We start from the raw sequence: 18,996 nt of genomic DNA on the forward strand, positions 1-18,996 counted from the left end.
CCTCAGCCGTTACCGAGTAGACCACATCCCTCGTGCACGGAGCACCTCTTTGAGCAAATCGGGCCGGTCCGTCACAATGCCGTCGACGCCCCAGTCGAGGAGCCTGTGCATCGTGGTGGGGTCATCGATGGTCCACACGTGGATCTTCCGGCCGGCCCTGTGGATCCGCTCAATGTTCTTCGGCGTGACGATATCGATCGACATCGGACCCAACGCATGCCTGAGGGGAACCTGGAACACCTGCCCGCCGCCGGGCATGGCCCCCAGCGCCATCCCCGCGACCCCGGTGGTGGAGACGGCCGTGGCCACGCGGGGCAACAGGGACCTGAAGCGCTGGATGTTCGAGCGCGAGAAGGATCCGACGCACACGCGACGCTCCGCCTCGTGGCGCCCGATGACCTCCGCCAGCGGCCGCACCGCCGACGCGTGCTTGATGTCGATGTTGAAGCTGCAGTCCGGGAAGGTCTCCAGCAGTTCGTCGAGCGTGGGAATGGGCTCGCGGCCTCCGACGCGGAGCTGGCCCACCTCGTCGAGCGTCACAGTGCGCAGGGCGCCGTCCATGTCCGTGACGCGGGAGAAGTCGTCGTCGTGGAAGGCCACGACGTGACCGTCCACGGTGGCGTGCACATCGGTCTCGAGGTAGCGGAATCCCAGCGAGACGGCGTTGGCGAAGGCGCGCACAGTGTTCTCGATGCCCAGGTTGTCGGTCAGCAACGCCCCGCCCCGGTGGGCCATCGGAATGAACTCAGGCGACAGGTAGTCGTCGTGCACACCGGCCATAGCTACGAAGCTTAGTGTCCTCGCGGAACGCTTCGCCAGCGCGCCGCCGGGGTGGTCAGGCCAGCTTCGGTGCAAGGATGACCCAATGACCACGGTTGTCTCGATCCAATCCGCCGTCGCCTACGGCCACGCCGGGAACTCGTCGGCAGTCTTTCCGCTGCAGCGCTCGGGTGTGGACGTCTGGCCCGTCTACACCGTGAACTTCTCCAACCACACCGGCTACGGCGCGTGGCGCGGGCCCCTCATCCCCGCCTCGGACGTGTGGGACGTGGTCCAGGGCATCCACGACCGCGGGGTCCTCGGTGCGGTGGACGCGCTGCTCTGCGGATACCAGGGCACACCGGAGGTGGGAGCGGTGATCCTGGAGGCGGCCGAGCTCATCCGGCAGCAGAATCCGCTCGCGGTGTTCTGCGCCGACCCGGTGATGGGCGACGTGGACCGGGGCTTCTACGCCCGCCCCGGAATCCCCGAGTTCTGGCGCGATCACGTGGTGGCAAGGGCCGACATCATGACGCCCAACCTCTTCGAGCTGGAGTTCCTGACCGGCCACCCCACGCGCACCACCGCCGACGTGCTCGAGGCCGTCGAGGAGCTCCGCAGCCGTGGCCCGCAGGTGGTGGTCGTCACGTCGGTCGTGGGCTCGGACGCCCCGGACGACGCGATGCGGATGATCGGAGTGGGTCCCGACGGCGCGTGGCAGGTTGAAACTCCGGTGCTGGATCGGACGTTCACGGGCTCCGGGGACCTGACCACGGCCATGTTCCTGGCCCACTGGCTGCGCTCGCGCGACGTGGGCGCCGCGCTGGGATCCACCGCCTCGATCGTGTACTCCGTGCTGGAGGCCACCACATCGGCCGGCCATCCGGAGTTGCGGCTCGTGGACGCGCAGAACGACATCGTGGACCCGCGCTTCACCTTCGAGGCCGTGCCCCTCGCCTGAGCGGGCTCAGTCGTCGGTCTCGGGCGTGCCCCAGAAGACGTTGATGGAGGCGCCCAGCTTGTTGAGCCGCTGGGGGAGGTCCTCGTAGCCACGGTTGATGACGTAGACGTCCATCAGGTTTGTGGTGCCGCGGGCCGCCAACGCCGCGAGCAGCAGGCACACCGCCGGACGCAGCGCCGGCGGTGACTCCACCTCGCGGCCGCGCCACTTCGTCGGACCGATGATGAGCAGCCGATGGGCGTCCATGAGCTGGATGTTGGCGCCCAGGTCCGACAGCTTCTTCAGGTGGATGGCCCGATTGTCGTAGACCCAGTCGTAGATCATGCTCTGCCCGGTGGCTGTGGCGCAGATGACGGCGAAGAAGGGCAGGTTGTCGATGTTGAGCCCGGGGAACGGCATGGGGTGGATCTTGTCCAGCGGCGCGACGAGGTCCGAGGGCTTGACGGTGACATCCACCAGTCGCGTCTGGCCGTTGCGGCTGCGGTACTCCTCCGACAGCTCCAGCTCCTGGCCCATCTCGTCGAGGACGGCGAACTCGACCTCGAGGAACTCGATGGGGCATCGCCGCACCGTGATCTCCGACTTCGTCACGATGCCGGCGGTGAGCAGGCTCATGGCCTCGATGGGGTCCTCGGAGATGTGATACTCGACGTCGACCTCGATGTGCTCCCGCCCGGTGACCGTCAGGGTGGTGGTGCCCACGCCGTCGATCTGCACCCCGAGCAGCTGCAGGAAGAAGCACAGGTCCTGCACCATGTAGTTGCCGGAGGCGTTGCGCAGCGTGGTGACGCCGGGCGTCCGGGCCGCCGCCATGATGGCGTTCTCCGTCACGGTGTCGCCGCGTTCGATCAGGGTGATGGACCGGGGCTCGTCGGAGATACTGCGCACGACCGCGTGGTAGTTCCCCTCGGTGGCCTCGACGGTCAGCCCCATCTTGTGCAGCGCCGACAGGTGGGGATGCACGGTGCGTGCGCCGAGATCACAGCCGCCGGCGTAGGGGAGCAGGAACTGGTCGAACTCGTGCATGAGCGGGCCCAACAGCATCAGGATGCTGCGGGTGCGCTTCGCGGCACGTGCGTCGATGGTGTCCGGGGTGAGCACGGCGGGGCGGACGATCTCAAGATCGTTGTCGCCGGTCCACGTCAGCTGGACGCCGATGGAGGCCAGGACCTCACTGATCCGGTCGACCTCCTCGATCCGTGCGATGCCCCGCAGCACGGTACGGCCCTGGTTGAGCAGGCTGGCGCAGAGGATGGCCATGGCGGCGTTCTTGCTGGTGCGCACGTCGATCTCGCCGGCCAGGCGGCTGGGGCCCTTGATCTCGAAATTGACGCTGCCCTGGGTGGCCGTCTGGATCAGGGGCATGTCCAGCGCCTCGGCGAGGCGGTTGATCATGCTCAACGACAGGTTCTGCTGCCCGTTCTCGATGCGGTGCACCGCACTCTGCACACTGCCCAGCTCGTCTGCCAGCTTCTGCTGGGACCACCCCCTGGCCGTCCGGGCCTCACGGATCATGCGTCCGATGGACTCACTCGTTGCGCTCATCGGGACAGATTATCTCATGGGTGAGATAACGTCCCGGAAACCGCCGCGGGTGCCCCGCAGGCCAGGAGGGAGGGCACTACAGTGAAGCCCATGAGCTCTGAATTTGACGTCGTTGTCCTCGGCGCCGGCCCCGGAGGCTATGTCTCTGCCATCCGCGCCGCCCAACTGGGACTCAAGGTCGCCGTGATCGAGAAGCAGTACTGGGGCGGGGTCTGCCTCAACATCGGCTGCATTCCCACCAAGTCCCTGCTGCGCAACGCGGAGTTGGCGCACATCTTCACCCACGAAGCCGCGACATTCGGTATCGAGGGTGAGGTGACCTTCAACTACGGCAAGGCCTACCAGCGCAGCCGTCAGGTGTCGGAGCGGATGACCAAGGGCATCCACTACCTCATGAAGAAGAACAAGATCACCGAGATCGACGGGTGGGGCTCGTTCCTCGACGCCCACACCATCGAGGTGGTCGGCGACGGCGGGCAGAAGCGCAGCGTCACGTTCACCAACGCGATCATCGCAGTGGGAGCAACCACCCGCATGCTGCCCGGCACCCGGACCTCCGCCAACGTGGTGACCTACGAGGAGCAGATCCTCTCCGACTCGGTCCCCGGATCCATCATCGTCGGGGGCTCCGGCGCGATCGGCACCGAGTTCGCCTACGTGCTGAGCCAGTACGGGACCAAGGTCACCATCGTCGAATACCTGGACCGGATGGTTCCGACGGAGGACGCCGAGGTTTCCGCGGAGCTGGCCAAGGCCTACAAGAAGCTCGGCGTCACGGTGCTGACCTCCACCAAGGTCGAGGGCATCGAGGACACCGGAACCGGAGTCAGGGTCACGGTGAGCCCCGCCGCGGGCGGCGAGCAGACGGTGCTGGAGGCGGACCGCTTCCTCTCCGCCATCGGGTTCGCGCCCCGCCTCGACGGCTACGGGCTGGAGGCCACCGGGGTCGCGGTGACGGAGCGCAAAGCCATCGGCATCGACGACTACATGCGCACCAACGTGCCCCACATCTACGCCATCGGAGACTGCACCGGCAAGATGATGCTGGCACACACGGCCGAGGCCCAGGGTGTCGTGGCGGCGGAGACCATCGCGGGCGTGGAGACCCACCCGATCAACTACGACATGATCCCGCGCGCCACCTACTGCCAGCCGCAGATCGCCTCGTTCGGCTACACCGAGCAACAGGCCAAGGACAAGGGCTACGAGGTGAAGGTGGCCAAGTTCCCCTTCGCCGCCAACGGCAAGGCGTGGGGCCTGGGCGAGGGCGCCGGATTCGTCAAGGTGGTCGCGGACGCACGCTACAACGAGATCCTCGGCGCGCACATGATCGGCCCGGACGTCACCGAACTGCTTCCGGAACTGACGCTGGCGCAGGCCTACGACCTCACCGCCGACGAGGTGGGGCGCAACATCCATGCGCACCCCACGCTGTCCGAGGCGCTCAAGGAGGCCGTCGAGGGCATCGCCGGCCACATGATCAACTTCTGACGGCCGTGCCCGTCTCGTTCTCACTACGTGACCAGGTGGCCCTGGTCACGGGCGCGTCCAAGGGCATCGGCCAGGCGATCGCGGTGGCGCTCGCCGAGGCCGGCGCCCGCGTGGCCTGCACGGCGCGCAGCGCCGAGCACCTGAGCGAGACGCTGGAGCTGATCACCCGTTCGGGGGGCGTGGGCCTGGCAGTTGCCTGGGATGTCCGCGACCCCCAGGCCGCGGGACCGGCCGTCGCCGCCGTCGAGGAGCGCCTCGGTCCTCTCCGGCTTGCGGTCAACAACGCCGGCGTGGGGGCTGGTACCCCCGCGCTGGACATCACGGCCGAGCAGTGGCGATCCGTCTACGCCACCAACGTCGACGGGGTGTTCTGGTCCTGCCAGGCCGAAGCACGAGCGATGAGCGCCCACGCGGCCGGGGGCGCCATCGTCAACATCGCCTCGATCTCGGGGCACATCGCCAACCGCAACCTCACCCAGGCGCAGTACAACTCCGGCAAGGCGGCAGTCAGCCACCTCACCCGATCGCTGGCCGTCGAATGGGCGGGGCTCGGCATCCGGGTCAACGCCGTCAGCCCTGGCTACACCATGACTCCGATGAACCAACGCCCGGAGGTGGCCGATCTGGTGACCGAGTTCGCCGACACGACCCCGCTGGGGCGCCTGGCGATGCCGGACGAGATCGCGGGCCCGGTCCTCTTCCTCCTCAGCCCCGCGGCCAGTTACGTCACGGGCGCGGACCTGCTCGTGGACGGAGGGTACTGCTGCTGGTAGAAGCCGGCGGACACGTCTAGGTTGGGTGGATGCAGCAGCGAAACGCGGGTGCCTCAGAACTGCGGGTCAGCGTCGTGGGGATGGGGTGCAACAACTTCTCCCGACCCAGGACCGCCACGGAGTCGCTTGAGCAGAGCGTGCGAGTGATCCACGCCGCCATCGACCAGGGCATCACGTTCTTCGACGGCGCGGACATCTACGGCGGCACCCCGGGGCGCAGCGAGGAGTTCCTCGGCGAGGCGCTGGCGGGCCGGCGGGATGAGGTGGTGCTGGCCACCAAGTTCGGCCACCAGGACTTCGCGATGCCCGGCGCCGAGGCGTGGGGGCCGAAGGGCGGGGCACGCTACGTCCGCTCCGCCGTGGAGGCCTCGCTCACTCGGTTGCAGACCGATCGCATCGACCTGCTGCAGATGCATACCCCGGATCCCGACACCCCGATCGGGGAGACCCTTTCCATTCTCTCGGACCTCGTCGAGGAGGGGAAGGTGCGCTACATCGGGCACTCCAACTTCACTGGCGACCTCGCCCGGGAAGCGGCAGAGGTCTCGCTGGAGGAGGGCCACGAGTCCTTCGTCTCCGCCCAGAACGAGTACTCCCTGCTGGCGCGCGACATCGAGCGCGACCTCCTCCCCGCAGCGATCGAGCTGGGCTTGGGCGTCTTCCCCTACTTCCCGCTGGCCAATGGTCTGCTCACCGGCAAGTACACCGCCGACGGCGGAGGGGAGGGGCGCATGCGCTCCATCAAGGCGGCGCAGCTGTCCGGGGTGGAATGGACCCAGCTGGAGCGCTACCGGCGGCTGTGCGACCAGGCCGGGCACACCATGCTCGAGGTGACCTTCCAATGGCTGCTCGGCCAGCCCGGCATCTCGTCGGTCATCGCCGGCGCCACCCAGGTGGAGCAGGTGCTGCAGAACGCGGCCGCGGGTGCGGCGCTCGTGCCCGACGACGTCCTGGACGCCGTCGACGAGTTGTTCGCCCCCTGAGCCGGCGGCCTCACCCAAACCGGTCAGGGCTGCGTGATCGTCACGCTCTGCGTGAGGTGGTCGATGCGGAACGTCACCCCACCCCGCGTGACCTGCTCGGTATCGCGGGGAGGCGCCGGGCGGACCGGCTCCGCCACGAAACGCACCAGGCTGCGCAGGCCCGCATCGTCAGGGATCGTGGCCACGTAGACCGCGCGCCCGTCGCCCTCGGCCCGGACCGTGACGGCAGGCGTGGCGTCTGCCCGGCCGCCGCGGAAGCGGGCCACCACGTCGGCATCGTGCACGAGGATCTCCTCGGCGACATGGGTGCCCTCGAAGTCCCCGAGCTCGCCGGTCACGGCGCTGCTCCGCTGGCCAGGCGGGGTGAGCGCCAGGGCCCCGAACTCGATCACCCGCACGCCGAGGAGGTCACCCAGCAGGGTGGTGAAGCCTCCCGGCCTGAAGCGGTCATGTTCGTCGACCACATCGCTGAAGGGACCGGTCAGGACGGATCCACCCCGGTGCACCACCCCGCGGAGCCCGGCGGCCGCCCGCTCGGTCAGCAGGTACAGCAGCGGCGCGAACACGGTGTCGTAGCCGCTCAGGTCCGCCTCGGCGTCGACGACGTCGACGGTGATCCCCTCGTCGAGCAGGGCGGAGTGCCACCGCTGCACGTGGGCCAGGTAGTCCAGCGTCACCGGGTGATCGGGCTGCTCGACGGCCCACCTGTTCTCCCAGTCGTAGATCAGGGCCACCCGGGCCTCGACCCGCCCCAGCACGGGCAGGCCCTCCAGAGCCCCGCCGAGCTCCACCACCTCCTGCCAGGAGCGGGTGGCGGTGCCGGCGTGCGGCAGCATCGCGGAGTGGAATTTCTCCGAACCGGCCCTGGACTGGCGCCACTGGAAGAACATCACCCCGTCGGCTCCGCGGGCCACCGCCTGCATGCTCAGGGCGGCCATCTGCCCTGGCGCCTTGGGCGCATTGCTGGGCCGCCAGTTGACGGCGTTGGCCGCCTGCTCCATGAGGATCCAGGGCGTGTCCGGCTTGAGCGCCCGCATCAGGTCGCGGGTGAAGGCCGCGCCGCGCCACGCCGCCGGATCGTTGGGGTCCGGGTAGCTGTCGTCGGCGATCACGTCGAGGTGCGGTGCCCACCGGTGGTAGTCCGCCGGCTCGAACGCCCCCATGAAGTTGGTGGTGACGGGGTGCGCGGCCCCCGATTCCCCGATGAGGCGCTTCTCCATGAGGAAGAGGTTCAGCAGCGAGTCGGAGGTGAACCGCTTGAAGTCCAGCATCCCGGCGGGGTTGAGGCTGTAGGGCGCCTTGCGCGGGGGGACGATCTCGTCGAACGAGGCGTAGCGCTGCGACCAGAAGGCCGTGCCCCAGGCGTCGTTGAGGGACCCGACGTCCCCGTAGCGGTCCGCCAGCCAGACGCGGAAAGCGCGGGCAGCGTTGTCCGAGTAGTCGGCTGGAAGGTGGCAGCCGAATTCGTTGTTGACGTGCCACAGGCGCACCGCCGGATGCCGGGCGTACCGACCGGCGATGGCCGTGACCAGCTCGGACGCGAGGCGCCGGTAGTCCGGTGAGGTGGGGGAGTAGGCCTGACGGCTGCCGTGCCAGAAGATGCTGCCGTCCCGGTCGCGGGGCAGGAGCCCGGGGTAGTTCACGCCCGCCCACGGGGGCGGCGAGGCGGTGGCCGTGGCCAGGCACACCCCCACGCCGTGTCCATGGAGCAGATCCAGGACCCGGTCCAGCCAGTCGAAGTCGAAGACGCCCTCGGCCGGCTGGATCCGGGCCCAGGAGAAGATGCCGACGCTGACCAGGTTGACCCGGGCCTCCCGCATCAGGCGGGCGTCCTCACGCCACACCTCTTCGGGCCACTGCTCCGGGTTGTAGTCCCCGCCGTAGAACATGGCCGTCCTCCCTCAGTCCCGCGCTGTGACACGCCCGTCCCCCGCGAGACTACCGAGGAGGTGGGGCTGGTTTCGACGCAGGTCCGCCCACCGGCGATAGGGTCTGTTTCACATCGACATCCGAAGGAGTGTGTGTGATGCAGATCACCGCGCCGTGCGCCGGCCGCGTCATCGCGATGCGGGACGTGCCCGATCCAGTCTTCAGCGCCCAGACCGTCGGCCCCGGCGTCGGGATCGAGCCGGGGGACGGTCGGCAGAGCGTCGTCTCGCCGGCCGCCGGGCGCCTCCTCAAGGTGAGCCCGCACGCGTTCATCGTCCTGGCGGGCGATGATCTGGGCATCCTCGTCCACATCGGGATCAACACCGTCCGGCTCGCGGGCGAGGGGTTCGACCTGCTCGCCCGCCAGGGTGACGAGGTCGCGGCAGGGTCCCCCGTGGTGTCCTGGGATCCCGGCGCCGTGACCGATCCGGACATGTCGCGCACCGTGGTGGTGGCGGTGATGGACGGTGCACCCGATTCGGTGACCGACGCCGCCGTCGGCCGCGATGTCGCGGCGGGAGACGCGCTGTTCAGCTGCTGACCGCCCGAGCCGCGGCGCTACTTCTTCCTGCCACCGCCCTTGACCGGTGCGGGCTCGGCGACCGGCTCGTCCGCGACGCCGTCGGTGTCGAGTTTGACCGAGCGGTAGATCGTCCCCCCGGTGGATCCGGCGTAGATGTAGCCGTCGTGCACGACGATCGACGTGCCGGAGACTCCCGTGGCGATGATCCGGGAGGCCAGGGTGTCGGGGTCGACGCGCACGACGGTGGTGCCGGCCAGGTAGAACAGGGCGCCGTCGACTCCGACGTAGAAGTCCTTCACCGTGTTCTCCAGGCCGAGGCCGGCGGGGTAGCTCAGGGCCGTCTGCTGTCGCGACGCGGGGCTGCCGGTCCACGACACGTAGTAGGGCCGCGATCCCGACACGGTGACGTATCCGTCGGCGAACCGCTCTGCGAGCCGTGGTTCCATCGGCAGCGGGCTGTAGTCCTCCTGCCATTGAGTGCCGTCGAACGCGAAACCTTCGATGAAGCCGCCCATCCCGCCGGTCAGCACCGTGCCCACCGGGGTGACCATGCCCGTGTAGAAGCGCGACCAGTCGGCGCTGTCGCCCCCGTAGCGGTGGGTGTAGGACTGGCTCCACGTGCTCCCCTGGTCGGTGGACCGCGCCACGACGCCCGAGGCACCCACTCCGGAGACGTCCTTCGACCCGAACAGCCACAGGTCCCCACCGGCCTTCTCAGCCACGTCGAAGGTGTGGTACATGTTCTGGCCGTCGGCGATGTGGCGCCACGTGCCGCCGCGGTCGGTCGCGACCCCCGAGCTCCTGCTGGAGGGGTCGGTCATGGGGATCCAGAGGGAGCCGTCCGCCGCGCGCCGGATGACGCCGACCGCCTCGGTGCCCAGCAGGTAGGCTGCGCCCCACTGCGCGGTGGGGGTCAGGCTCAGCGGCACCGCCGCCACCTTGCCCGCCGCGCCGGTGTTGCTGTCGGAGTTGGTGCCCCAGTCGCCGTAGCCGGCGATCAACCTCCCGGAGGCGTCCACGTTCATGTCGGTGATGGTCTGGCCGGAGGCGCACAGCTTGCCCCCGTCGCAGGTGATGAACGATTTCGACGCCATCGGGTGCGTCGCGAAGAGGGTCATCCCGGCGGACGGTCCGGACGGCCCGGTCACCCGGTTCCTCGGTGCGGCGTCGGCGCCCGGTGAGAGCGTCAGGATCGTGAGTGACACGGCGGCGAGCGCCGCCGCAGCGCGACGAGAGAACATGCGAGGGATCCTTCGAGATGGGGGAGGAAGAGGCTCCAGGGCGACGGTAGACCCGAGCCCTCCGTCGCGGGAGGGTGCAGGTGGTCCTGACTGCGAGCTCTGGCCGGGAGTTAGTGTCAGGTCCGACCGATAGTGAGCCAGTGGGCGGGCTCGGTAGTGTCAGCACCGTGCGCCGCATCCATCCAGTTGCCCTGATTCTGGTGGCGATCGCCTCCGTCCAGTTCGGCGCGTCACTGGCCAAAGGCGTGTTCGATGCGGCGCATCCCGCCACTCTCGCGTTCCTGCGCGGCGCGATCGCGAGCGCGCTGTTGCTCGTCATCGCCCGCCCACGCTGGCGCGGCCGCTCCCGCCTGGACTGGCTGGTGGTCGTCGGCTTCGGGCTGTGCCTGGCCGGGATGAACCTGCTGATCTACCTGAGCTTCGCGCGCATTCCGATCGGTCTCGCGGTGACCCTGGAGTTCGTCGGGCCCCTGGCACTGGCGGTGGCCGGCTCGCGCCGCGTGGCGGACCTCGTCTGGGTGGGCATGGCCGCCCTGGGGGTGGTCCTGCTCGGCGCCGGCCCGACGATCCTCGACCCAGCCGGCATCGCGCTGGCCCTGGGCGCGGGGGCGTTCTGGGCCGGCTACATCGCATTGGCCGGTCCGCTGGGGCGGCGATGGGAGGGCACCAGCGGACTGTCGACCGGGTCGCTCATCGGAGCCACCGCGCTCGCCGGTCCGGGGCTGGCCCTCGCCGACCGGTCGATCGGTGACCCTCGCGTGCTGCTGGTCGTCTCCCTCGTTGCGCTGCTCAGCACGGTCATCCCCTACGCGCTGGAACTGCATGCGCGCCGCAGCATCGCCGCCGGCACCTTCAGCATCCTGATGAGCCTGGAGCCGGCGGCCGCGGCGCTGTTCGCGTGGCTGGTCCTGGGGGAGTGGCTCCAGGCCACCGAATGGGTGGCGATGGCCGCCGTGATCACGGCATCGATGGGCGCCGTCAGCACAGCACAGAGGAGGTTGCATGGCGCGGCCGCTGGGAGCCACCCCCGCACTGAGAGCCCTTGACGCGGCGAGCGTGCCGTACGTGACCCACGAGTACGCCCACGACCCACGCGCCGTCAGCTACGGGCTGGAAGCCGCGGAACTGCTGGGCGTGCCGGCGGACCGGGTGTTCAAGACCCTCGTCGCCTCTGACGGGGACCGCCTCGTGGTGGCCGTGCTGCCGGTGAGCGCCCGGCTGGACCTCAGGGCGTTGGCCACCCTGCTGGGCGCGAAGAGGCTGACCATGGCCGAGCCGGCGGCCGCCGAGCGCTCCTCAGGCATGGTCGTCGGCGGCATCAGCCCCGTGGGCCAGAAGCGACGTCTGCCCACTGTGCTGGACGACTCCGCGCTGCGCCACGACACGATCCTGGTCTCGGCCGGGCGCCGTGGCCTGGACGTGGAACTGGCGCCCCAGGACCTGATCCGCCTCACCCACGCGCTGGTCGGCCCCGTGGCCGCCGGGTAATCTCTCGGTATGACCGAAGAACCCACACAGACGAAGAACGCGAGCCGCAACCGCTACGAGCTCCACCTCGGTGGCGAGCTCATCGGCCAGATCGACTACCGGCTCGCGGACGGAGTGGTGGACATGTTCCACACCGAGGTCGACCCGGCTCACGGTGGCAGGGGATACGGCCACCGAATCGTCGCGTTCGCGCTGGCCGACGCCGCCGACGCCGGCCTGAAGGTCCGCCCCACCTGTCCGTTCATCTCCACCTTCATGGACCGCAGCGAGGAGTTCCGCCACCTGCGGGCGTGAACCCCGAAGATGACGCGTGTGGCCGTGAGGGGCACAATGGGCGAGTCACCCGCCCCGCCACACCACAGGGAGCCACGATGAGTGGAGCTATCACCGTTCGCCGTACCGATCACGCTGAACAGGTGACGCTGACCACCACCACGACCGGCCTCGACCTGTTCGGCGAGGACCGCAGCGTCGTGGCCATGCGGGTCGGGGGAGAGCTTCTGGACCTGGCCCGCGAACTGGGGGACGGCGACGAGGTGGAGCCGGTCTCCGTGGAGACCCCGGAGGGCCTGAGCATCCTGCGGCACTCGGCCGGTCACGTCACCGCCCAGGCCCTGCAGGGCCTCTTCGCCGACGCCAAGCTGGGCATCGGACCCCCCATCACGGACGGCTTCTACTACGACTTCGCCACCGACCCGCTGACGCCTGAGGATCTCACCGCCATCGAGAAGCGGATGGCGCAGATCGTCAAGGAGAGGCAGCGCTTCGTACGGCGCGCCGTCTCCGACGACGACGCCCGCACCGAACTCGCCGGTGAGCCGTTCAAGCTGGAGCTGATCGCCGACAAGGGATCCTCGTCGGACGACGACGGTTCCAGCGTGGAGGTGGGCGCCGGGGAACTGACCATCTACGACAACGTCCGCCGCGACGGTAGCGTCGCCTGGAAGGACCTCTGCCGCGGCCCCCACGTTCCCCACACCGGCTACCTCGGCAACGGGTGGGCGCTGACCCGCACCTCGGCCGCGTATTGGCGCGGGGACCAGCGCAACGCCGGCCTGCAGCGTGTCTACGGCACCGCCTGGCCGTCGAAGGACCAACTGCAGGCGTACCGGACCCGGCTCGAGGAGGCGGCCAAGCGCGACCATCGCAAGCTGGGCGTCGAACTGGACCTGTTCAGCTTCCACGAGATGGTCGGCTCCGGCCTGCCGTTGTTCCACCCCCGCGGTGGGGTGATCAAGCGCGCCATGGAGGACTACGTGCGGGCCCGGCACATCGAGGAGGGCTTCGACTACGTCGGCACGCCGCACATCGCCAAGGAGGAGCTGTTCTACACCTCCGGCCACCTGCCCTACTACGCCGAGGGCATGTTCCCGCCACTCCTCGAGGACGCCGAGCGTGACGAGCACGGTGCGGTGATCCGCGGCGGCCAGGCGTACCGGCTCAAGGCCATGAACTGCCCCATGCACAACCTGATCTACTCGTCGCGCGGTCGTTCGTACCGGGACCTGCCGCTGCGGTTCTTCGAGTTCGGCACCGTCTATCGAGACGAGAAGTCGGGCGTGGTCCAGGGGCTCACCCGCGTCCGGTCGATCACGCAGGACGATTCGCACAGCTACTGCGCGAAGGAACAGGCACCCGACGAGGTGCGGCACCTGCTCAGGTTCGTCCTGTCGCTGCTCACCGATTTCGGGCTGACGGACGTGGCGCTCGAGGTGTCCACCCGCGATGAGGACGGCAGGAAGAAGGACAAGTTCATCGGCTCGGACGAGCAGTGGGCGGAGGCCACCGCCATCCTGGACGCGATCGCGGCCGAGTCCGGGCTGCCGATCGTGGCGGACCCGGGGGGCGCGGCGTACTACGGCCCGAAGATCTCCATCCAGGCCAAGGACGCCATCGGCCGCACCTGGCAGATGTCGACCATCCAGTACGACTTCAACCAGCCTGAGCGCTTCGAGTTGGAGTACACCGCCTCGGACGGCAGCCGCCAGCAGCCGGTGATGATCCACTCGGCGAAGTTCGGCTCCATCGAACGCTTCATGGGGGTACTCATCGAGCACTACGCGGGCGCGTTCCCGGCCTGGCTGTCGCCCGTGCAGGTGATCGCGATCCCGGTCGCCGCGGAGTTCGACGCCTATCTCGGCGGCATCGTGGCGAGGCTCCGCGCCCAAGGCGTGCGGGTGGACTTCGACGACTCCGACGACCGGTTCGGCAAGAAGATCCGCAACGCGGCGAAGGAGAAGGCGCCGTTCGTGCTCATCGCCGGCGGCGACGACAGGGACGCGGGCGCAGTGTCGTTCAGGTTCCGCGACGGTTCGCAGCGCAACGCGGTGCCGGTCGACGACGCCATCGCCATCGTCGTGGACTTCATCGCCTCGCGGTCGAACGAGTCGCCGACGGCCGATGCCTGAGCCGGAGACCAGCGACACGTTCGCGGGGATCCCGGACGCCTTCCAGCGGCTCTGGACGCCCCACCGGATGGTCTACATCCGCGGTGACGGCAAGCCCAGGCACGACGGGGAGTGCCCGTTCTGTTCGTCCCCGCAACGCGACGACGTGGAAGGGCTCATCGTCGCCCGGGGCGAACAGGCCTACGTGGTGATGAACCTGTTCCCCTACGCCCCCGGGCATCTCCTCGTGTGCCCCTACCGGCACGTCGCGGACTACACGGACCTGACCGCGGCCGAGGCGCTGGAGGTGGCCACGCTGACGCAGCGGGCCATGCAGGTCGTGAGGCAGGTGTCGCGGCCGGACGGGTTCAACCTGGGCATCAACCAGGGCGCCGTCGCGGGGGCCGGCATCGGCATGCACCTCCACCAGCACATCGTGCCCCGATGGTCCGGCGACATGAACTTTCTCCCCATCGTGGCGCAGACCCGAGCGTTGCCCCAGCTTCTGGGCGAGGCGCGGGACCTGCTCGCCGAGGCCTGGCAGGCCTGACGTGCGCCTGTCCGGTGCCCTGTGGGCGATCGGGGGCCGGCTCCCGCGCAGGTGGGGCGACGCCCTGGCGCGGCTGCTCGCCCCCCTCCTGGGGGCCCGGCCGACGCAAGGGCTCGTCGCCTGGGAGGCCACCGTCGAACGGGCCACCGGCGCCCGCCCCACGGCGCGCCAACGCCGCATGCTGGTCGAGAACTGGCTGCGCAACCTGCTGTGGTCCCTCAGCCTCGCCCGGTGGTCCGATGACGAGGTGCTCAGCGTCCTCGACGTCACCGACGAGGACGTCGCCAAGTTGCGGGTGTCGCTGGCCGGGCCGGGCCTGGTCATGGCGCTGCCGCACATGGGCTCCTGGGACTGCGCCGGCGCGTGGGCGTCGCGCGTGGGGATCGACGTGGTCAGCGTCGCCGAACGGCTCCCGGCGGGCATGTTCGAGCGGTTCCGCGACGCGCGCCGGGCCATGGGCATGGAGATCTATCCGCTGGACCAACCGGACCTGCGCCGGATCCTGGCCGACGCGGCCATGTCCGGGAAGATGGTGTGCCTGGTGAGTGATCGCGACCTCTCGGCCCGGGGGCTGCGGATCCCCTGGCCCGGTGGGGGCGAGATCGGCGTGCCCCCGGGACCCGCCCTGGTGGCCCTGCGGACGGGCGCCGATCTGAGAGTCGCGACCACCCGGTTCGAGGGAGAGCGCCTCCGGCTGGAGATCTCCGACCCCGTCCGCGGCAACACCGCGGAGGAGCTGATGGGCGGTGTGGTGGACCGGTTCGCCAAGGCGGTGCGGCAATCGCCCGAGAACTGGCTGATGCTGCGCCGGGTCTTCTCATGAGCCTCCGCGTGGTGCTGGTGTGCCCCTACTCCCTCGATCAGCCCGGGGGAGTGGCCACCCACGTCCTCAGCCTCGCGCGGTGGCTGCAGGAGGACGGGCACCGCCCCCTGGTGTTGGCGCCCGGGGAACAGGCAGGGGAGTGGGGCGTCCCCGTGACCCTGCTCGGCGCGCCGCGCGCATTCCGGTTCAACGGGTCCGTTGCGCGCCTCGCGGTGCGCCCCTCGCAGGCTCGGCGGGCGATCGCCGCCGCCGCGGACGCCGACGTCGTCCACGTCCACGAGCCCCTGACGCCGGGGATCGGATTCGCGTCAGCGCGGGCGGCCCGGCACCTGGTGGTCACCCATCACGCGTCGTTCGATCCCGGCCTCCTCACACCCCTCCTGCGGCTCCGCGCAACCCGCCTGCCCGCACGGGTCTCGATCGCCGTCTCCACCGCGGCCGCGCGCACCGCGACGTCGGTCACGGGCGTGATTCCCGACATCATCCCCAACGCCATCAACGCACCCGCCCTTCCCGCGGGCGGCTCCGCGGCGCGCGGGGCGACGCCGGTGGTGGCCTTCGTCGGCAGGCTCGACGAGCCACGAAAGGGGTACCCACTCTTCGAGGCGGTCGCCCGCAGCCTTCCGGAGGCGACCTTCGTCGCCGTCGGCCCGGGCGGACGGGGCTCGGGCCACGTGCGCGAACTGGGGCAGCTCGACGAGGACGCCAAGACGCGCGTCCTGCATTCCGCCTCCGTGCTGATGGCACCCAACCGGTTCGGGGAGTCGTTCGGGCTCATCCTGGTGGAGGCTCTGGCGCACGGGTGCGCGGTGGTGGCCAGCGACCTCCCAGCCTTCCGCGCCGTCGTCGACGACCCGGCGGCCATGTCCTGGTTTCCCGTCGACGACGTCGCCGCCGCCCGCGACGCCCTGCAGCGGCGGCTCGCGGAGCCCGTCGACCCGTCAGCCGCCCGGGCGCTGGCGGAGCCCTACACCTGGCCCCGGGTCGGCCCGAGGGTGCTGGAGGCCTACGAGAGCGCGTTGCGCCGACCGGCGCCCCCGTCGCTGACGTAGGCTGAGGATGTGCAGAGCTCGCCCCCGGTCCCGGTTCCCCAGTGGGACACCGAAGCCGTGCTCACCGTGCCCAATGCCTTGTCGTTCATCCGTCTGCTCGGGATCCCGCTGTTCTGCTGGCTCATCCTCGCAGGCCACGACGCCGCCGCCGTCATCATGCTGGCCGTCTTCGCCGTCACGGACTGGTTCGACGGCTACCTGGCCAGGGCGCTGAGGCAGCGGAGCCGGCTCGGCACCCGGCTGGACCCGATCGCGGACCGGCTGTACATCCTGGCGGCCGTCGTGGTTCTCCTCCTACGTGGCATCGTCCCCTGGTGGTTCGTCGTGGCCCTCGTGGCGCGGGACCTGATGCTCGCCGCCCTCGTGCCGGTCCTCCGGCGTCACGGGATGCTCGCCCTCCCGGTGAACCTGATGGGCAAGGCGGGCACCATGCTGCTGCTCCTGGCCCTGCCCCTGATCCTGCTCGGCTCACCCACGTCCCTGGCCCTGGCCTGGGCCCACTACGCGGGTTGGGTGCTCGGCACGCTCGGGGCGGTGGTCTACTGGGCCGCGGGACTGCTGTACGTCCGCGAGACGGTCCGGCTCCAGAGGAGCGCTGCGTGAGGCGTCCCGACGCCAGCATGAGTCTCCTCACCGACCTGGCGGAGGGAGCCCTCGAACCCGAGTACCGGGAGCATGCATCGCGGCCGAGGAGCCCCGCACGGCTCCTCATCGCCGTGGCCCTGGTGGCGCTCCTGCTGACCCTCGCCGCGTTGCAGACCACGCGTGGGGCGGGCAGCGCCGCCACCCAGCGCGCCGAACTGCTCGACAGGGTCGCAGCCGCCCGCGCCCGGCAGGCCACGCTCACGGCTCTCTCAGCTGAACTGGAGGCCGAGGTGCGCGAACTCGGCGACAGCGCATTGGGCGATCCCCTCGAGCGCCAGCGCCTCGCCGAGGCGGAACTGGCGGCCGGGAATGTACCCGTGGCGGGCCCCGGCATCGTGATCACCGTCGACGATGCGGAGGACGCCACGCAGGCCAAGGGGCTGGTGCTCGACAGCGACCTCAGCCGGCTCGTCAACGGGCTCTGGGCCGCCGGCGCCGAGGCCGTGGCCGTCAACGGCAGGCGCCTGAGCGCGCTGACCCCCATCCGTGCTGCCGGCGCCGCCATCACCGTGGACTTCGTGTCCCTCAGCCCTCCCTACCGGGTGGAGGCCATCGGGGACCAGAGGACCATGCAGGCACGCTTCAACGAGTCCGCATCGGCCGCATGGTGGCAGTTCCTCACCATGAACTACGGGCTGTCCATGCACATCGAACAGCCCGACGACGACCTCATCCTCCCCGCCGACCCCGGCATGGCGCTCCGCTACGCCACGACCGACTGACCAGAAGGACTTCACCGACGTGTTCGCCATCCTGGGCCTGATCGCCGGCGTGGTCGTGGGGCTGCTGTTGCAGCCGTCACTACCGCCGGTGCTCGCGCCGTACCTGCCCATCGCCATCGTGGCGGCCTTCGACGCCATCCTGGGCGCCACCCGGGCCTATCTGGACGGGATCTTCTCGGATCGCGTGTTCCTGGTGTCCTTCCTCTCGAACGTGGTCATCGCGGGTCTCATCGTGTTCGTGGGCGATCAGATCGGCGTCGGATCCCAGCTGTCGACCGGCGTGGTGGTGGTGTTGGGCATCCGCATCTTCACCAACGCCGCCGCGATCCGGCGGGCGCTGCTGCATGCCTGACACGCCACGCCGCGCCTCCGGGGCTCGGCCCGGGGGCGGACTGCTGCGCGCCTTCCTGCGGCCGAGCCGCGGCCAGTTCACCGTGGGTCTGGCGCTGTTCCTCACCGCGTTCATCGTCGTGGTCACCCTCAGGTCCCAGGCCAATCAGCCCGAGTTCGCCAACGTCCGACAGGCGGACCTCATCCAGCTGCTGGACAACGTCACGGTGGAGACCCGCAGGCTGGAGGAGGAGGTCCGGAGCCTGGAGCAGGCGCGAACCGAACTGCTGAGCGGTGTGGACCGCGACGAGGCGGCGCGCGAGGAGGCGGAACGTCGCCTCGAGCAGGCTCAGATCATCGCGGGCACCGTGCCGGTGTCCGGGCCGGGCATCCGGATCGAGATCCAGGACCCGGAGGGGCGCGTCAGCGCCGAACTCGTCCTCGATGCCGTCGAGGAGCTGCGCGACGCCGGTGCCGAGGTCATCGAGATCAACGACATGGTGCGCCTCGTCATGCGCTCGTGGTTCGGCACCACCCCCGACGGACGGCTCACCGCGGACGACGTGGTCCTCGACGCCCCCTACGTCATCGAGGCCATCGGCGACCCGGCCACGCTGGAGGCAGGGGCACGCTTCCGGGGCGGTCTGGTCAGTGAGGTGGAGGGCGAACGGGTGGGTGGACAGGTCCGGATCACCCAGATCGACGAGGTGGACATCAGCTCGGTCGCCGCCGTCTCCGACAACGAGTTCGCCAGACCTCGCTAACGCAGTTGATAGCGGGTGATAGGTTTCGTC

20 protein-coding genes are annotated in these 18,996 nt (G+C 69.8%); 16 read left to right on the forward strand and 4 right to left on the reverse strand.

Annotated elements, in window-relative coordinates; genetic code table 11:
- Positions 1–9: 9 nt before the first annotated feature.
- Positions 10–780 (reverse strand): glycerophosphodiester phosphodiesterase family protein, encoded by a 771-nt coding sequence (locus ACX1D0_RS04910; RefSeq protein WP_459019773.1) that lies wholly within the window; start codon positions 778–780, stop codon positions 10–12.
- Positions 781–865: 85 nt separating this feature from the next.
- Between ACX1D0_RS04910 and pdxY the strand changes: the two genes are divergently transcribed.
- Positions 866–1,720 carry a pyridoxal kinase PdxY gene (gene pdxY, locus ACX1D0_RS04915; protein WP_459019774.1) on the forward strand — a complete coding sequence of 285 codons (855 nt, stop codon included), beginning with the start codon at positions 866–868 and terminating at the stop codon, positions 1,718–1,720.
- A gap of 6 nt (positions 1,721–1,726) precedes the next feature.
- Here the strand turns inward: pdxY and relB are convergent, their stop codons facing one another.
- A complete protein-coding gene (gene relB, locus ACX1D0_RS04920) occupies positions 1,727–3,265 on the reverse strand; it encodes a type II toxin-antitoxin system RelB family anti-toxin (RefSeq protein ID WP_459019775.1) in 1,539 nt (512 codons plus the stop codon).
- Between the two features lie 90 nt (positions 3,266–3,355).
- On the opposite strand from relB, the gene lpdA reads away from it, so the two are divergent.
- Genes lpdA through ACX1D0_RS04935 form a run of 3 tightly spaced genes read left to right on the forward strand, consistent with a single transcriptional unit; the run spans position 3,356 to position 6,512 of the window.
- A complete protein-coding gene (gene lpdA, locus ACX1D0_RS04925; RefSeq protein ID WP_459019776.1) occupies positions 3,356–4,756 on the forward strand; it encodes a dihydrolipoyl dehydrogenase in 1,401 nt (466 codons plus the stop codon).
- Positions 4,757–4,761: 5 nt separating this feature from the next.
- Positions 4,762–5,529, forward strand: coding sequence for a glucose 1-dehydrogenase (locus ACX1D0_RS04930; protein WP_459019777.1), 768 nt, complete (start codon positions 4,762–4,764; stop codon positions 5,527–5,529).
- Positions 5,530–5,558: 29 nt separating this feature from the next.
- Entirely contained in the window at positions 5,559–6,512 is a 954-nt protein-coding gene (locus ACX1D0_RS04935) for an aldo/keto reductase (RefSeq protein WP_459019778.1), read from the forward strand.
- A 23-nt stretch (positions 6,513–6,535) separates the two neighbouring features.
- Here the strand turns inward: ACX1D0_RS04935 and ACX1D0_RS04940 are convergent, their stop codons facing one another.
- Positions 6,536–8,401: a beta-galactosidase gene (locus ACX1D0_RS04940; RefSeq protein ID WP_459019779.1), complete on the reverse strand. Its 1,866-nt coding sequence runs from the start codon at positions 8,399–8,401 to the stop codon at positions 6,536–6,538.
- Between the two features lie 137 nt (positions 8,402–8,538).
- Between ACX1D0_RS04940 and ACX1D0_RS04945 the strand changes: the two genes are divergently transcribed.
- Positions 8,539–8,982 (forward strand): PTS sugar transporter subunit IIA, encoded by a 444-nt coding sequence (locus ACX1D0_RS04945; RefSeq protein ID WP_459020387.1) that lies wholly within the window; start codon positions 8,539–8,541, stop codon positions 8,980–8,982.
- 17 nt (positions 8,983–8,999) lie between these two features.
- On the opposite strand, the gene ACX1D0_RS04950 is transcribed toward ACX1D0_RS04945, so the two are convergent.
- Positions 9,000–10,205: a hypothetical protein gene (locus tag ACX1D0_RS04950; RefSeq protein WP_459019780.1), complete on the reverse strand. Its 1,206-nt coding sequence runs from the start codon at positions 10,203–10,205 to the stop codon at positions 9,000–9,002.
- 167 nt (positions 10,206–10,372) lie between these two features.
- Between ACX1D0_RS04950 and ACX1D0_RS04955 the strand changes: the two genes are divergently transcribed.
- The 11 genes from ACX1D0_RS04955 to ACX1D0_RS05005 all read left to right on the forward strand — a co-directional run bounded on the left by ACX1D0_RS04955 (position 10,373) and on the right by ACX1D0_RS05005 (position 18,966).
- A complete protein-coding gene (locus tag ACX1D0_RS04955) occupies positions 10,373–11,251 on the forward strand; it encodes an EamA family transporter (RefSeq protein ID WP_459019781.1) in 879 nt (292 codons plus the stop codon).
- Positions 11,208–11,693, forward strand: a complete 486-nt coding sequence (gene ybaK, locus ACX1D0_RS04960; protein ID WP_459019782.1) for a Cys-tRNA(Pro) deacylase — start codon at positions 11,208–11,210, stop codon at positions 11,691–11,693. Before ACX1D0_RS04955 ends, ybaK begins: the two co-directional genes overlap by 44 nt.
- Positions 11,694–11,702: 9 nt before the next feature.
- On the forward strand, positions 11,703–11,987 hold the full coding sequence (locus ACX1D0_RS04965) for a GNAT family N-acetyltransferase (RefSeq protein WP_459019783.1): 285 nt from the start codon (positions 11,703–11,705) through the stop codon (positions 11,985–11,987).
- Positions 11,988–12,064: 77 nt separating this feature from the next.
- Positions 12,065–14,101: a threonine--tRNA ligase gene (thrS, locus tag ACX1D0_RS04970; RefSeq protein ID WP_459019784.1), complete on the forward strand. Its 2,037-nt coding sequence runs from the start codon at positions 12,065–12,067 to the stop codon at positions 14,099–14,101.
- On the forward strand, positions 14,094–14,630 hold the full coding sequence (locus ACX1D0_RS04975) for an HIT family protein (protein ID WP_459019785.1): 537 nt from the start codon (positions 14,094–14,096) through the stop codon (positions 14,628–14,630). Before thrS ends, ACX1D0_RS04975 begins: the two co-directional genes overlap by 8 nt.
- A 1-nt stretch (position 14,631) precedes the next feature.
- The gene (locus tag ACX1D0_RS04980; protein ID WP_459019786.1) at positions 14,632–15,453 is read left to right on the forward strand and encodes an LpxL/LpxP family acyltransferase; all 822 of its coding nucleotides are present in this window, start codon (positions 14,632–14,634) and stop codon (positions 15,451–15,453) included.
- Positions 15,450–16,505, forward strand: coding sequence for a glycosyltransferase family 4 protein (locus ACX1D0_RS04985; RefSeq protein ID WP_459019787.1), 1,056 nt, complete (start codon positions 15,450–15,452; stop codon positions 16,503–16,505). Before ACX1D0_RS04980 ends, ACX1D0_RS04985 begins: the two co-directional genes overlap by 4 nt.
- A gap of 9 nt (positions 16,506–16,514) precedes the next feature.
- Complete coding sequence (locus ACX1D0_RS04990) at positions 16,515–17,108, forward strand: CDP-alcohol phosphatidyltransferase family protein (protein ID WP_459019788.1); 594 nt, start codon at positions 16,515–16,517, stop codon at positions 17,106–17,108.
- A complete protein-coding gene (locus ACX1D0_RS04995) occupies positions 17,105–17,872 on the forward strand; it encodes a DUF881 domain-containing protein (RefSeq protein ID WP_459019789.1) in 768 nt (255 codons plus the stop codon). Before ACX1D0_RS04990 ends, ACX1D0_RS04995 begins: the two co-directional genes overlap by 4 nt.
- 19 nt (positions 17,873–17,891) lie before the next feature.
- On the forward strand, positions 17,892–18,224 hold the full coding sequence (locus ACX1D0_RS05000; RefSeq protein ID WP_459019790.1) for a small basic family protein: 333 nt from the start codon (positions 17,892–17,894) through the stop codon (positions 18,222–18,224).
- A complete protein-coding gene (locus tag ACX1D0_RS05005; protein ID WP_459019791.1) occupies positions 18,217–18,966 on the forward strand; it encodes a DUF881 domain-containing protein in 750 nt (249 codons plus the stop codon). The genes ACX1D0_RS05000 and ACX1D0_RS05005 overlap by 8 nt, the downstream gene beginning before the upstream one ends.
- Positions 18,967–18,996: the final 30 nt, after the last annotated feature.

The sequence above is a fragment of the Tessaracoccus pujii genome (assembly GCF_054483895.1).

Bases quoted from the DNA above. Each gene is read 5' to 3' on its own strand.
- ACX1D0_RS04935 (WP_459019778.1), top strand. From the start codon at position 5,559: ATGCAGCAGCGAAACGCGGGTGCCTCAGAACTGCGGGTCAGCGTCGTG.
- ACX1D0_RS04975 (WP_459019785.1), top strand. From the start codon at position 14,094: ATGCCTGAGCCGGAGACCAGCGACACGTTCGCGGGGATCCCGGACGCC.
- ACX1D0_RS04940 (WP_459019779.1), bottom strand. From the start codon at position 8,401: ATGTTCTACGGCGGGGACTACAACCCGGAGCAGTGGCCCGAAGAGGTG.
- ACX1D0_RS04965 (WP_459019783.1), top strand. From the start codon at position 11,703: ATGACCGAAGAACCCACACAGACGAAGAACGCGAGCCGCAACCGCTAC.
- ACX1D0_RS04950 (WP_459019780.1), bottom strand. From the start codon at position 10,205: ATGTTCTCTCGTCGCGCTGCGGCGGCGCTCGCCGCCGTGTCACTCACG.
- ACX1D0_RS04985 (WP_459019787.1), top strand. From the start codon at position 15,450: ATGAGCCTCCGCGTGGTGCTGGTGTGCCCCTACTCCCTCGATCAGCCC.
- ACX1D0_RS04910 (WP_459019773.1), bottom strand. From the start codon at position 780: ATGGCCGGTGTGCACGACGACTACCTGTCGCCTGAGTTCATTCCGATG.
- ACX1D0_RS05005 (WP_459019791.1), top strand. From the start codon at position 18,217: ATGCCTGACACGCCACGCCGCGCCTCCGGGGCTCGGCCCGGGGGCGGA.
- lpdA (WP_459019776.1), top strand. From the start codon at position 3,356: ATGAGCTCTGAATTTGACGTCGTTGTCCTCGGCGCCGGCCCCGGAGGC.
- pdxY (WP_459019774.1), top strand. From the start codon at position 866: ATGACCACGGTTGTCTCGATCCAATCCGCCGTCGCCTACGGCCACGCC.
- thrS (WP_459019784.1), top strand. From the start codon at position 12,065: ATGAGTGGAGCTATCACCGTTCGCCGTACCGATCACGCTGAACAGGTG.
- relB (WP_459019775.1), bottom strand. From the start codon at position 3,265: ATGAGCGCAACGAGTGAGTCCATCGGACGCATGATCCGTGAGGCCCGG.
- ybaK (WP_459019782.1), top strand. From the start codon at position 11,208: ATGGCGCGGCCGCTGGGAGCCACCCCCGCACTGAGAGCCCTTGACGCG.
- ACX1D0_RS04945 (WP_459020387.1), top strand. From the start codon at position 8,539: ATGCAGATCACCGCGCCGTGCGCCGGCCGCGTCATCGCGATGCGGGAC.